We start from the raw sequence: 13,921 nt of genomic DNA on the forward strand, positions 1-13,921 counted from the left end.
CAAAACAATTTAACGCAATACAAAAGCCGAAAACCAGCCCCGCTAATATTTTTTTCATTGCAATTTTACCAAAAGTAATAGTTGAGACCCATGATAAGAATTAATAACTATCTAGTCAACTCATAACCGTGACCTTCGTCAATGTAAGCTGCCTCAGTCAAAACATATATTTTCCAAGGAAACTATGAAAAAATCTCTGGAAAAACTGGGACGGATTTATTTTTTATCAATACGGCAGGTGTAAAAGTAAGCCTTTTCCCATATTCCAAAGACATGCTACGCCGCGCTCTGAAAGTGTGCGCAGGAGATGACCTGTAATGAACTCTTCCATCATCACTGGCAATCACGATGGGGTATCCGCTGGCACGCTCACCACACGAGAGGTCTGCCAGCTGCTGCGCGATGTCGTTCTTGGACGACGTACGATGGTGAAAGCCGACAGACAAACCAGGAACGGGGCCTACGCCGGCCACTTTGCGGTCGACGTCGAGGGATGGCGAATCACGGTTTGCAACGATGGCGATAAGCTCGACTACTGCGAGCAGGCTGAAAGCCCGAATGGGAGGGTCTGGCAGCTCGCCCCTGGAGATCGATACGGGACTGATCCAATCGCCCTGCTCAGCACTTGGGAGCACAAGGTGTTGGAAGGACTGCTGAGAGCGCTTTGATCGCAATCATGCTCTCTTGCCCCCATCGTCTGAGCCACCCCACATTCTGGTAAACTCCCCCCATTCAGCCCCACGCCCATCAAGCCCGCGCCCTGCTCCATTCGCGCCGGCTGCGCCCATAGCGACCGATTTTCCATGCCCTTGAACGACGTTACCCCTCCCCGCTCCGAGCCCTCTCGCCGCTTCAGCGTTGCGCCCATGATGGACTGGACCGATCGCCATTGTCGGTACTTCCTGCGCCTGCTCTCCAAGCACACCCTGCTTTACACCGAGATGGTCACCACCGGTGCCATTCTCCATGGTGACCGTGAGCGGTTCCTGCGCTACAACGCCTCCGAGCATCCGCTGGCGTTGCAATTGGGCGGCAGCGTGCCGGCCGACCTGGCGGCTTGCGCGCGTCTGGCCGAGGACGCCGGGTATGACGAGGTGAACCTCAATGTCGGCTGCCCCAGCGATCGGGTGCAGAACAACATGATCGGCGCCTGCCTCATGGGCCATCCGCAAGTGGTCGCCGACTGTGTGAAGGCGATGCGCGATGCGGTGTCGATTCCGGTGACGGTCAAGCACCGCATCGGCATCAATGGCCGGGACAGCTACGAAGCACTCTGTGACTTCGTCGGCCAGGTGCGTGAGGCCGGTTGCGGCAGCTTTACCGTGCATGCGCGGATCGCGATTCTGGAGGGCTTGTCGCCCAAGGAGAACCGCGAGATTCCACCGCTGCGTTATGACGTGGCGGCGCGCTTGAAGCAGGACTTCCCGGAACTGGAGATCGTCCTCAACGGCGGGATCAAGACGCTGGAACAATGCCAGGAGCACCTGCAGACCTTCGACGGGGTGATGCTGGGGCGCGAGGCTTACCACAACCCGTATCTGCTGGCGCAAGTCGACCAGCAGTTGTTCGGCAGCACGGCCCCGGTGCTTTCCCGGGCCGAGGCGCTGACGCTCCTACGGCCTTATGTGGCCGAGCATATTGCCAGTGGCGGAGCGATGCATCATGTGACCCGCCATGTGCTGGGGCTGGGTACCGGGTTTCCGGGAGCGCGGCGGTTCCGGCAGTTGCTGTCGGTGGATATTCACAAGGCGCAGGACCCGCTGGCGCTGCTGGATCAGGCCGGGGAGTTGCTGGAGGGGCGGTGATTGTTGGGTCTGGAGTCAGCTGGGGCGGTGTTATCGTTCATCGCCAGCCAGCCCGCTTCCACCAGAGATCCCCGTTGCGCAGGAAACCATGACTGAGCGCTGAGAGCGCCAGCGCAAAAAGGGCGGCACCCGGCAAGGTGTCGCCCTTTTTTGTACGCCTCGGGGCGTCAGTGGTTCAACTGCGTTCCAGCGCGTTCACCAGGTCGTGAAACGCTTCGCGGTTGGACTCGTTCAAGCCCATGAGGATCTTGTGCGCTTCCAGCACCTTGACCCGCACCACTTCTTCCGACTGGTCCTGCGATGGCAGGTCGGTCAGGCATTCCGGGCACGGAATCGGGCGATTGACGATGTTGAACACCTGGTCGAAGCCCATGGACTGCAGCAGGCGGGTGATGTCGTCGTGGACGGTCACCACCGTCGGCAACAGGCCGACTTTCTGCCGCGACAGGATCGAGAGCTTGGCCAGCAAGCCCAGCGTGGTGCTGTCGATACTGCGGGTTTCGGTCAGGTCGATCACGATCGCCGTGAAGTTCAGCGCCGTGAAGATCTTCTCGATCGTGGCATCCAACGCTGAACAGAGGGTCAGGCGCACTTCACCCACGAACTTCAGAACGAAGGTGCCATCCTGCTCGGCGAATTGGATTCTACCGGTACTCATCAAAGGTTCCTGCTCAACACTAACAGGGCGATATCATCCGGCATCTCCCCTAGCGTGGCCAATCCAAAAACCTGGCGCAAGCCATCCAGGCTGCCCCCGGCTGCTTTCACCCGTTCAGGTAAGGCAGCCTCTTTCTCTTTGAGTGTATCTTGTTGCAAAAGATCCAGAATGCCATCGGACATAAGTGTAAGACTGAATGTCGGCGGCAGCTCCAGAATATGGTCTTCGTAGGTGGCCTCGTTGAACAGGCCCACCGGCAGACCACGCCCTTCCAGGTAACGCACGCTGTCCGGGGTATACAGCACCGGCAACGGCAGATGACCGCCAATGCTGTAGGTCAACAGCCCGGTGTCTTCGTCGATCACACCACCCACCATGGTCACGTGCTTGCCCAGCTTGCAGTTGATCAACCCACGGTTGATATGACCGAGCACCTGCGACGGCTTGAACTCCGGCAGGGTGCCATTGCGCTTGGATTCGAAAAGCAGACGCGTGGTCATGAATTTCAGCAGGACGGTGACAAAGGCCGACGAAGCGCCATGGCCGGAAACATCCGCCAGATAAAACGCCACCCGCCGCTCGTCGACCCGGAAATAGTCAACGAAGTCACCGGACAGGTAGAGCGAGGGAATGATCTGGTGGGCGAAATGGAAGTCATCGATGCGCCACGGACTGACCGGCAGCATGTTCATCTGCACCTGGCGCCCGGCGTTCTGGTCTTCCTGCAACAGATGAAGGCTGGCTTCCAGCTCGCGATTGGCCGCTTCGAGCTTGTCGCGGTAGCGCTGGTTTTCCTGCAGCAGACGCGCTCGATCCAGGGCCCGGCGCACGGAGTGCTCCAGCACGGCGAGGTCTTCGAGGGGCTTGATCAGGTAATCCGCCGCGCCCAGGCGCAGGGCCTCGACGGCATCGTTCATGACTCCGGCGCCCGAAACCACGATCACCGGCGTCTGCGAAGACAGCTCGGAGACCTGGCGGATCAACTCCAGGCCGCCCATTTGAGGCATGCGCAGGTCGCAAATCACCAAGTCAGGCTGTGCTTGCTCGAATACCTGAAGTCCCTGCTGGCCGTTGCTGGCTTGCAGGATGCTGAATCCGCTGTCTTCCAAATAGGCTGCAAGGCTTGCGCGCACTACTTCGTCGTCATCTATTATCAGCAGCGTGGCACTGGTTTTCTGCATGTGGGCAAACGGCGCCAGAATTAGGTTGGCGTAGACAGCTGGGCCTGGGCCCTGCTCGTACTACTGGATTCGCTTTCTAGCCTCTCTGGTTTTCGCAGCCAAACGATCAGGTCCGGTGCATCGGTATCAGAGGTGCCCTTCTAAGGCGCAGACGGTACTCCCATCCGCCGGGCGTTTCAAGCTCATGCCGATGGTCGCTTGAGGTCTTTACACCTCAAATCGCCGGGAGTTATAAGAAGCGTGAAAACCACAACGGAATCGAAGGACAGAGTCCATGAGCCAAACCGATCGTGACTACACCGAAAAGCGTGATTACATCCGGATGCGTGTCGATGCCGACGTGACTCTGATCCATGCCGGGCTGGAGATTTCGGCGGTGTGCCTGGACCTGTCCAGCAGCGGCATGCAGGTCGCCGCGCCTCGCGCCTTTGAGGCGGGCGACCAGTTGCTGGTACGCATCGATTCCGACCATCCGTCATTGAAAGGGCTGGAGGCCGAGACCGAGGTGGTCTGGGTACGCGATCAGGATGGCGGACAACGCCTGGGGCTGCATATCCTCAAGATGAGCTGAGGCTTGCTTGCAGGAACGGGTTTCACTGCCCCATGCCTGATGGCCAAACGGCCAGGACGGCTCTCGCCAGCAGGCAATGCCTATACACTGCCCCTCCCTCTTCCCTTCAAGCCAAGAATGCCATGCTGACCTGGTTACAACGCGACAACCTGAGCTTTCCACCCCTGGCCAAGGCCATGCGCGAACCCAATGGCCTGCTGGCCGCCGGCGGCGACCTCAGCGCCGAGCGTTTGGTCCAGGCTTACCGCCACGGCTGTTTCCCATGGTTTTCCGAAGGCCAGCCAATCCTCTGGTGGTCGCCGGACCCACGCACCGTGCTGTTTCCCGATGAACTGCACGTTTCCCGCAGCTTGGCCAAGCTGCTGCGCCAGCAGCGCTATCAGGTCACCTTCGATCGCGATTTTGCCGCCGTGATCCGTGCCTGCGCGGCGCCACGTGCCTATGCCGACGGCACCTGGATCACCGAGGCGATGCAGAACGCCTATCTGCAACTGCATGAGCGCGGTTTTGCCCATTCGGTCGAAGTCTGGGACCAGGAGCAACTGGTCGGCGGCCTCTATGGCCTGGCGATGGGTCAGTTGTTCTTTGGCGAATCGATGTTCAGCCGCGCCGACAATGCCTCGAAAGTCGGTTTTGCGACGCTGGTCCGCCACCTGAAGAACGCAGGCTTCGTGCTGATCGACTGCCAGATGCCCACCGAGCACTTGCACAGCCTGGGTGCCCGGTCGATTCCTCGCAGCGAATTTGCCCGTTACCTGCACGAGCACCTGGACCAGCCCAGCAATGCGGCGTGGCAGAAGCCGCTGTAGCAGCGGCAAGCCGGAAAATCACACGATGATCAAGTAACCTTCGTACAGCGCCCAGGCGTCTTTTCCCAGGCTGGCTTACACTTGATCCCAAGCAATTCAAAGTTTATCCCGAGGGTTGATCATGACCGAGCTGGCGCGTTTGAAGTTTTATGCCACTCAACCCCACTCTTGCAGCTATCTGCCCGAGGAACAGGCCACCACGTTGTTCCTCGACCCTAGCCAGCCCATGGACGTGCATGTCTACGCAGACCTGTCGGAGATGGGTTTTCGTCGTAGCGGCGACCATCTCTACCGGCCCCATTGCCAGAACTGCAATGCCTGCGTGCCCGCGCGCATCCCGGCGGCGCAATTCATGCCCAATCGCCAGCAAAAACGTATTCTCAAGCGCAACATGGACCTGGAGGTCAGCGCCGCCAAACCCCAATTCAGCGAGGAATATTTCGACCTGTACCAGCGCTACATCGAGCAGCGTCATGCCGATGGCGACATGTACCCGCCCAGCCGGGACCAGTTCTCGACTTTCCTGGTACGTGACCTGCCCTTCTCGCGCTTCTACGAGTTTCGCCTGCAGGGCCGCCTGCTGGCCGTGGCGGTTACGGACCTGCTGCCAAACGGCCTGTCAGCGGTGTACACTTTCTACGAGCCGCAAGAAGAACGTCGCAGCCTGGGGCGTCACGCCATTCTCTGGCAGATCAGCGAAAGCCTGCGCCTGGGCCTGGATGCGCTCTACCTGGGGTACTGGATCAAGAACTGCAAGAAGATGAACTACAAGACCCAGTATCGACCGATCGAACTGCTGATCAATCAGCGCTGGGTCACTCTCAACTGAGCATTTCCCCAGCCTGAAACACCTCCATTGCAGCGGCAAAGCACGCTGGAATCAGACAGTTATTTTCGTCCAAAGGCACTAACCACTTGGCGTGAAGGTGCTTTTTCGGGCACAATGCACGCCGCTTTTGCCTGGCGCAGTTGCACCGGGCCATTCACTGGACACCGAGGGCTTTACTGCATGTCGAAAGAAGACAGCTTCGAAATGGAAGGCACTGTCGTCGACACCCTGCCAAACACCATGTTTCGCGTGGAATTGGAAAATGGGCACGTCGTAACCGCGCATATCTCCGGCAAGATGCGCAAGAACTACATTCGTATTCTTACCGGTGACAAAGTGCGCGTCGAACTGACGCCCTACGACTTGAGCAAAGGGCGCATCACCTACCGCGCTCGCTAATCAGGTCGATACAAGACGCCCGGCACTGCCGGGCGTTTTTGTTTGTGCGCTTTTCGGGAATTGTCTTGATAACCCCTTCGCGGGCAAGCCGCGCTCCTACGGGGATATGCGTCATGCGATGGCGTGCACGGCGATAAACTGCAGGAGCGCGGCTTGCCCGCGAAGGGGCCATTGAATACAACACCAAACCCACAGACGGGTCACCCCGCCCACAAACAAAAACGCCCGGCTAAACCGGGCGTTTTTGCATGACAGGCTTACATCAAGCCATTTCGGCCGTGGTCTCGAACTCGAAGGTCAGTTCGCCATCCTTGATGTCGATGTGTACCACACCGCCATGTTCGGACAACTCGCCAAACAGGATCTCCTCCGCCAACGGACGCTTGATCTTGTCCTGGATCAGGCGCGCCATCGGGCGTGCACCCATGGCCGAATCGTAACCGCCCTCGGCCAGCCAGCTGCGGGCCGCGTCGGTGACTTCCAGCTGTACGCGTTTGTCTTCCAGTTGCGCCTGCAGCTCGGTGAGGAACTTGTCCACCACGCTCTTGATCACCTCGTGGCTGAGGCGACCAAACTGGATGATGGTGTCCAGGCGGTTGCGGAACTCCGGCGTGAAGCTCTTCTTGATCACTTCCATGGCATCGGACGAGTGGTCCTGATGGGTAAAACCAATCGACGCCCGCGACGCGGTTTCGGCACCGGCGTTGGTGGTCATGATCAGGATCACATTGCGGAAGTCGGCCTTGCGCCCGTTGTTGTCGGTCAGGGTACCGTGGTCCATGACCTGCAGCAGCAGGTTGAAGACTTCCGGGTGGGCCTTCTCGATCTCATCGAGCAACAGCACGCAATGCGGCTGCTTGGTAATGGCCTCGGTCAGCAGGCCACCCTGGTCGAAACCGACATAACCCGGAGGCGCACCGATCAGGCGCGACACCGTGTGGCGCTCCATATACTCGGACATGTCGAAACGCACCAGCTCGATGCCCATGGCCTTGGCCAACTGCCGCGCCGCCTCGGTCTTGCCGACGCCGGTAGGACCTGCAAACAGGAACGAACCGACCGGTTTGTCGGGAGACTTCAGCCCGGCACGGGACAGCTTGATGGCGGTCGACAGCGAATCGATCGCCGCGTCCTGACCAAACACCGTCAGCTTGAGGTCGCGCTCAAGATTACGCAGCAATTCCTTGTCGGAACTGGTGACATGTTTCGGCGGAATCCGGGCGATTTTCGCAACGATGTCCTCGACCTGCGGCACTTCGATGCGCTTGACGCGCTTGTCGGCCGGCTGCAGGCGCTGGAACGCACCAGCCTCGTCGATGACGTCGATGGCCTTGTCCGGCATATGCCGGTCATTGATGTAACGCGACGCCAGCTCGGCAGCCGCACGCAGCGCCTCATCGCTGTACTCGATATTGTGGTGCTGCTCGAAGCGCCCTTTCAGGCCACGCAGGATACCGATGGTGTCCTCGACCGAAGGTTCGGACACATCGACTTTCTGGAAGCGTCGGGCCAGGGCCCGATCTTTCTCGAAGATGCCGCGAAATTCCTGGAAGGTGGTCGAGCCGATGCAACGGATATCACCCGAGGAAAGCAGCGGCTTGAGCAGGTTCGAGGCATCCATGACGCCGCCGGAAGCGGCACCGGCACCAATGATGGTGTGGATTTCGTCGATGAACAGGATCGCCTGCGGGCGTTTTTTCAGCTCGCCGAGCAGCGCCTTGAAACGCTTCTCGAAGTCGCCGCGGTATTTGGTACCGGCCAGCAAGGCACCCAGGTCGAGGGAGTAGACCACACTGTTGGACAGCAGGTCCGGCACCTGGTTATCGACGATGCGCTTGGCCAGGCCTTCGGCGATGGCGGTCTTGCCGACACCGGCCTCACCCACCAGCAACGGGTTGTTCTTGCGGCGGCGGGCGAGGATCTGCGCCACGCGCTCGACCTCCTGCTCCCGCCCGACCAGCGGATCGATACGCCCCTGACGCGCCAGCTCGTTGAGATTGCTGGCATACGCATCCAGTGGGTTGCCTGAAGATGAAGACTCACCGCCCTCTTCGTCCTGCATATCCTGCTCGCCTTCAGAGTGATCGCCATGCCCGGGCACCTTGGAAATGCCATGGGCGATGTAGTTGACGACATCGATACGCGCAACACTTTGCTGCTTGAGCAGGAATACCGCCTGGCTTTCCTGCTCGCTGAAGATCGCGACGAGCACGTTGGCACCCGTCACCTCGCGTTTACCGGAGCTCTGCACATGGAACACGGCCCGCTGCAGGACACGCTGGAAGCCCAGAGTCGGCTGGGTTTCACGATCTTCGTCATGCACGGGAATCAACGGCGTGGTGGAGTCGATGAACTCCTGCAGGTCGTGTTTGAGTTTGTCGAGGTTCGCACCGCAGGCCCGTAAAACGGTCGCAGCGGCTTCGTTATCCAAAAGGGCCAGCAAGAGATGCTCGACCGTCATGAACTCATGACGCTTCGAACGGGCCTCCTTGAAGGCAAGATTGAGGGTGACTTCGAGCTCGCGGTTTAACATGGTTCACCTCATACCCAACTGGTCGGCGTTAACCGTCCTTCTCGATTTCACAGAGTAGCGGATGCTGGCTTTCCCTGGCGTACTGGTTGACCTGCATGGCCTTGGTCTCGGCGATGTCGCGGGTAAACACTCCGCATACTGCCCGTCCTTCCGTGTGAACCGCCAGCATGACCTTCGTGGCCAACTCGCGATTCAAATTAAAAAACACTTCAAGCACTTCGACGACGAAATCCATCGGCGTGTAGTCATCATTGAACAAAACCACCTTGTACATCGGCGGCGCCTGCAACGCAGGCTTCGCCTCCTGCATGGCAACGCCCGAGGAGTCGTCGTCGTGGAAATCCGGGCGATCCTGATTGAATGTTAGTCGAATCTGGCTGATTGCATGCATGGAAAGAAAGGTTCGTCAGTTGAGCAGTTACAGTGATGGGGACGATTCGGCACATTTCAATACTGACCTGACGGCCACCTTGACTATCGGCAAATCGGTGTTACAACCAATAGAGACCAGATTGGGTAATAAAGGTCCATATCGTCAACCATTTTTCTGGTTCACGCAGTGAAGGATGAACTGGATGATACTCCAGTGATGGGGTCGTTTGCAGAGGGATATGAGCATGCCGAGCGGTAAGGTCAAGTGGTTCAACAACGCCAAGGGCTATGGTTTCGTCCTGGAAGAAGGCAAGGATGAAGACTTGTTTGCCCACTATTCAGCCATCCAGATGGATGGCTACAAAACCCTCAAGGCTGGTCAGGCAGTCAGCTTTGAGATCATCCAGGGCCCCAAAGGTCTGCATGCGGTCAATATCCAGAGCGCTGCCGTCGTGACCCCAACCGATGAGAAAGCAGTGGTTTCCAAGAGTAAGGCAAGCAACGTCGGCGCCTGAATCACTCGCAGAAACATCCAGGTATAAAAAACGCCCGATTCAGTGAGCTGAGCCGGGCGTTTCTCTTGCCAGCCCTCTCTCTACATATGCGCAATCAGCGCATCGCCGAACCCGGATGACGACACCAGTTTGGCGCCGTCCATCAGGCGCTCGAAGTCATAGGTCACGGTCTTGGCACCGATGGCGCCGTTGGTGCCCTTGATGATCAGGTCGGCCGCTTCGGTCCACCCCAGATGGCGCAGCATCATTTCTGCGGACAGGATCAACGAACCGGGGTTGACCTGGTCCTTGCCGGCATACTTGGGCGCGGTGCCATGGGTCGCCTCGAACATCGCCACGGTGTCGGACAGGTTGGCGCCCGGCGCGATACCGATACCACCCACCTCGGCCGCCAGGGCATCGGACAGATAGTCACCATTGAGGTTAAGCGTGGCGATCACGTCATACTCGGCCGGACGCAGGAGGATCTGCTGGAGCATGGCATCGGCAATGGCGTCCTTGACCACCACATTGCGGCCGGTCCTGGGGTTTTTGAACTGCATCCAGGGGCCGCCGTCGAGCAGGGTCGCGCCGAACTCCTCGGCCGCCACCTCATAGGCCCACTCCTTGAAGGCACCTTCGGTGAACTTCATGATGTTGCCCTTGTGGACGATGGTCAGCGACTTGCGATCGTTGTCGACCACATACTGCAGGGCCTTGCGCGCCAGGCGCTTGGTGCCTTCCTTCGATACCGGTTTGACGCCGATACCGCAGTCCTGGTCGAAACGGATCTTGGTCACGCCCATTTCTTCCTTGAGGAACTTGATGACCTTGTTCGCTTCCGGCGAACCGGCCTTCCACTCGATCCCGGCATAGATGTCTTCGGAGTTCTCACGGAAGATCGTCATGTCGACGTCGCCAGGCTTTTTCACCGGGCTCGGCACGCCTTCGAACCAGCGCACCGGGCGCAGGCAGACATACAGGTCGAGCTGTTGGCGCAGGGCCACGTTGAGGGAGCGGATACCGCCGCCCACCGGCGTGGTCAGCGGGCCCTTGATGGACACCACGTAATCCTTGACCGCATCCAGGGTTTCCTGGGGCAGCCAGGTGTCCTGGTCATACACTTGAGTCGCCTTTTCGCCGGCATAAACCTCCATCCATGAGATCTTGCGTTTGCCGCCGTAAGCCTTTTCGACAGCAGCATCGACGACCTTGATCATCACCGGGCTGATGTCGATGCCAATCCCGTCACCTTCGATGAAAGGGATGATCGGGTGATCAGGAACATTGAGAGAGTGGTCTGCATTGACGGTGATTTTGTCTCCGACAGCTGGAACCTGAATCTTCTTGTATCCCATGTTGTACTCCATCTATGGATTGAACATCTGGCTGCGTTCGAGCGTACCCCAGTTAAATGTAGACGGAAACCTCGCGCCCACCCACCTGTCGTGAAAAGCAACCAATTCGCAGCGTACAAGCCTGAAAACAAAGGTAAAAGCGCCAATCTCCAGCACCGGATGCGGCGCAACGCCGCCGTTTCGGGTGCGACCTTTAGACCAATGGACGAAAAGAGTTGTCCATGAACCCTCGGCGTTTTGCCAGCAACCTATGTATACTCGCGCCGCTGACCATAGGGTCACGCTGGCCGACTCCTCTGTTACACGAAATGCAGCCAGGAACGACCGCCCAGAGCCGGGCTGCCACCGTAGCCCGACCGCTTGACGCTCGACTGATGCACCCAACATCACCGCGAAGAAACTTCGATTTTCGGCTCATGGACAACTTTGAACGAACGCGCTTATCCGGCGCACCTCGAGTTTCTGCGCATGCTTTAGCAAAGAAGAGAGTTAATCCGAATATGCCCACCCGCTCGAAGATCATCTACACCTTCACCGACGAAGCGCCTGCCCTCGCCACCTATTCACTGTTGCCTATCGTAGAGGCCTTCACCGCTTCGGCTGATATCGCCGTGGAAACCCGCGATATCTCGCTGGCCGGACGCATTCTCGCCAGTTTCCCCGAGCAGCTGGGCGCCAAAGCAGTGCCGGACCACCTCGCCGAACTGGGCGAACTGGCCATCACCCCCGAAGCCAACATCATCAAGCTGCCGAACATCAGCGCCTCGGTACCTCAGCTGCAGGCCGCGATCAAGGAACTGCAGGCTCAGGGCTTCAACATTCCGGACTACCCGGAAACCGTCACCAACGATGCCGAGAAAGATGCTCGCGCCCGTTACGACAAGATCAAGGGCAGTGCCGTGAACCCGGTTCTGCGCGAAGGCAACTCCGACCGCCGCGCGCCACTGTCGGTCAAGAACTATGCACGCAAGCACCCGCACAAGATGGGCGCCTGGGCTGCCGACTCCAAGTCCCACGTTGCCCACATGAGCAACGGCGACTTCTACGGCAGCGAAAAAGCTGCCCTGATCGAAGCTGCGGGCAGCGTCAAGATCGAACTCATCGCCCAGGACGGCAGCACCAGCGTCCTGAAAGAGAAGACCAGCGTCCAGGCCGGCGAGATCCTCGACTGCGCCGTGCTGAGCAAGAATGCCTTGCGCAGCTTCATCGCCGCTGAAATCGAAGCCGCCAAGAACGAAGGCGTGCTGCTGTCGGTTCACCTGAAAGCGACCATGATGAAGGTTTCCGACCCGATCATGTTCGGCCAGATCGTTGCCGAGTACTACAAGGACGCGCTGGCCAAGCACGCCCAGGTGCTGGAGCAGATCGGCTTCAACCTGAACAACGGCATCGGCGACCTGTACGCCCGTATCAAGACCCTGCCGGCCGAGCAGCAGGCACAGATCGAAGCGGACATCCAGGCGGTCTACGCCGTTCGCCCGGCACTGGCCATGGTCAACTCCGACAAGGGCATCACCAACCTGCACGTGCCGAGCGACGTCATCGTCGACGCCTCGATGCCGGCCATGATCCGTGACTCCGGCAAAATGTGGGGCACCGACGGTCAACTGCACGACACCAAGGCAGTGATCCCGGATCGTTGCTACGCCACCATCTACCAGGCAGTGATCGAAGACTGCAAGGCCAATGGCGCCTTCGACCCAACCACCATGGGCAGCGTGCCAAACGTTGGCCTGATGGCGAAGAAAGCCGAAGAGTACGGCTCCCACGACAAGACCTTCCAGATCAAGGCCAACGGCGTGGTCCGCGTGAGCGACAGCAACGGCCGCACCCTGCTGGAACAGAACGTCGAAGCCGGCGACATCTTCCGCATGTGCCAGACCAAGGACGCGCCGATCCAGGATTGGGTCAAACTCGCCGTCAACCGCGCCCGCGCCAGCAGCACGCCAGCCATTTTCTGGCTCGACCCACAGCGCGCCCACGACGGCGTGGTGATCGAGAAGGTTCAGACCTACCTGAAAGACCACGACACCAATGGCCTGGACATCCAGATCATGTCGCCGGTCGACGCAATGAAGACCACCCTGGCTCGTACCCGCGCCGGCAAGGACACCATTTCGGTGACCGGTAACGTGCTGCGCGACTACCTGACCGACCTGTTCCCGATCATGGAACTGGGCACCAGCGCCAAGATGCTGTCGATCGTCCCGCTGATGAATGGCGGCGGCCTGTTCGAAACCGGCGCTGGCGGTTCGGCACCCAAGCACGTTCAGCAACTGCTGGAAGAAAACTTCCTGCGTTGGGACTCCCTGGGTGAGTTCCTGGCCCTGGCCGCTTCCCTGGAGCACCTGGGCGTGAACTACAACAACCCGAAAGCGCTGGTACTGGCCAAGACCCTGGACCAGGCCACCGGCCAGTTCCTCGACAACAACAAGTCGCCATCGCGCAAAGTCGGCAACATCGACAACCGCGGCAGCCACTTCTACCTGGCGCTGTACTGGGCTCAGGCCCTGGCTGCCCAGACCGAGGACACTGCCCTGCAGGCGCAGTTCGCACCTCTGGCGAAAACCCTGAGCGAGAACGAGGCAAAAATCGTTGCCGAACTCAACGCCGTACAGGGCAAGCCAGTCGATATCGGCGGCTACTACCACGCCAGCGCCGAGCTGATCAGCCAGGCCATGCGTCCGAGCGCTACCCTGAACGCGGCTATCGCTGCGTTGGTGTAAGCTCTCCGGCAGTACCACAAGCCCCGGCCCCGTGCCGGGGTTTGTGTTTGCACAAAAACAAAATACACCCCCCCCCTGTAGGAGCCGGGCTTGTCGGGGCGCAGAACCGCCGCGAAAGCGATCTCAAGACCGCCAAAAGCTTCGCGGGCGAGCCCGGCGCCTACAGGGGCGGCGTTTCCACACTCG

At 59.3% G+C, this 13,921-nt stretch carries 13 protein-coding genes; 8 read left to right on the forward strand and 5 right to left on the reverse strand.

The window, feature by feature from the left end; genetic code table 11:
• Nucleotides 1-317: 317 nt before the first annotated feature.
• The gene (locus BLU37_RS26230) at nucleotides 318-668 is read left to right on the forward strand and encodes a DUF7693 family protein (protein WP_090210272.1); all 351 of its coding nucleotides are present in this window, start codon (nucleotides 318-320) and stop codon (nucleotides 666-668) included.
• Nucleotides 669-803: 135 nt separating this feature from the next.
• Nucleotides 804-1,805: a tRNA dihydrouridine(20/20a) synthase DusA gene (dusA, locus tag BLU37_RS26235; protein WP_090210274.1), complete on the forward strand. Its 1,002-nt coding sequence runs from the start codon at nucleotides 804-806 to the stop codon at nucleotides 1,803-1,805.
• A gap of 175 nt (nucleotides 1,806-1,980) precedes the next feature.
• On the opposite strand, the gene rssC is transcribed toward dusA, so the two are convergent.
• Both rssC and rssB read right to left on the reverse strand, forming a co-directional pair.
• A complete protein-coding gene (rssC, locus tag BLU37_RS26240) occupies nucleotides 1,981-2,463 on the reverse strand; it encodes an anti-sigma factor antagonist RssC (RefSeq protein ID WP_010444631.1) in 483 nt (160 codons plus the stop codon).
• Entirely contained in the window at nucleotides 2,463-3,644 is a 1,182-nt protein-coding gene (gene rssB, locus BLU37_RS26245; protein ID WP_010444630.1) for a two-component system response regulator RssB, read from the reverse strand. The genes rssC and rssB overlap by 1 nt, the downstream gene beginning before the upstream one ends.
• A 274-nt stretch (nucleotides 3,645-3,918) precedes the next feature.
• On the opposite strand from rssB, the gene BLU37_RS26250 reads away from it, so the two are divergent.
• From BLU37_RS26250 to infA, 4 genes are all read left to right on the forward strand, one after another.
• Nucleotides 3,919-4,215, forward strand: coding sequence for a PilZ domain-containing protein (locus BLU37_RS26250; RefSeq protein WP_010444629.1), 297 nt, complete (start codon nucleotides 3,919-3,921; stop codon nucleotides 4,213-4,215).
• A 122-nt stretch (nucleotides 4,216-4,337) separates the two neighbouring features.
• Complete coding sequence (gene aat, locus BLU37_RS26255) at nucleotides 4,338-5,024, forward strand: leucyl/phenylalanyl-tRNA--protein transferase (RefSeq protein ID WP_090210276.1); 687 nt, start codon at nucleotides 4,338-4,340, stop codon at nucleotides 5,022-5,024.
• A 121-nt stretch (nucleotides 5,025-5,145) separates the two neighbouring features.
• Complete coding sequence (locus BLU37_RS26260) at nucleotides 5,146-5,853, forward strand: arginyltransferase (RefSeq protein ID WP_010444627.1); 708 nt, start codon at nucleotides 5,146-5,148, stop codon at nucleotides 5,851-5,853.
• A gap of 180 nt (nucleotides 5,854-6,033) precedes the next feature.
• A complete protein-coding gene (gene infA / locus BLU37_RS26265) occupies nucleotides 6,034-6,252 on the forward strand; it encodes a translation initiation factor IF-1 (RefSeq protein WP_002553999.1) in 219 nt (72 codons plus the stop codon).
• Between the two features lie 262 nt (nucleotides 6,253-6,514).
• Here infA and clpA read toward each other — a convergent pair whose 3' ends face one another.
• Together clpA and clpS are read right to left on the reverse strand one after the other, a co-directional pair.
• Nucleotides 6,515-8,785, reverse strand: a complete 2,271-nt coding sequence (gene clpA / locus BLU37_RS26270) for an ATP-dependent Clp protease ATP-binding subunit ClpA (RefSeq protein WP_010444626.1) — start codon at nucleotides 8,783-8,785, stop codon at nucleotides 6,515-6,517.
• Nucleotides 8,786-8,813: 28 nt separating this feature from the next.
• Entirely contained in the window at nucleotides 8,814-9,176 is a 363-nt protein-coding gene (clpS, locus tag BLU37_RS26275) for an ATP-dependent Clp protease adapter ClpS (protein WP_010444625.1), read from the reverse strand.
• 226 nt (nucleotides 9,177-9,402) lie between these two features.
• Between clpS and cspD the strand changes: the two genes are divergently transcribed.
• Nucleotides 9,403-9,672 carry a cold shock domain-containing protein CspD gene (gene cspD / locus BLU37_RS26280; RefSeq protein ID WP_029529967.1) on the forward strand — a complete coding sequence of 90 codons (270 nt, stop codon included), beginning with the start codon at nucleotides 9,403-9,405 and terminating at the stop codon, nucleotides 9,670-9,672.
• Nucleotides 9,673-9,752: 80 nt separating this feature from the next.
• Here the strand turns inward: cspD and icd are convergent, their stop codons facing one another.
• The gene (gene icd / locus BLU37_RS26285) at nucleotides 9,753-11,009 is read right to left on the reverse strand and encodes an NADP-dependent isocitrate dehydrogenase (RefSeq protein ID WP_010444622.1); all 1,257 of its coding nucleotides are present in this window, start codon (nucleotides 11,007-11,009) and stop codon (nucleotides 9,753-9,755) included.
• A 500-nt stretch (nucleotides 11,010-11,509) separates the two neighbouring features.
• Here icd and BLU37_RS26295 point away from each other — a divergent pair, with 500 nt between their 5' ends.
• Nucleotides 11,510-13,735: an NADP-dependent isocitrate dehydrogenase gene (locus BLU37_RS26295; RefSeq protein WP_010444621.1), complete on the forward strand. Its 2,226-nt coding sequence runs from the start codon at nucleotides 11,510-11,512 to the stop codon at nucleotides 13,733-13,735.
• The last annotated feature ends 186 nt before the right edge of the window (nucleotides 13,736-13,921 follow it).

It is taken from the genome of Pseudomonas asplenii, from assembly GCF_900105475.1.
Lineage (GTDB): Bacteria > Pseudomonadota > Gammaproteobacteria > Pseudomonadales > Pseudomonadaceae > Aquipseudomonas > Aquipseudomonas asplenii.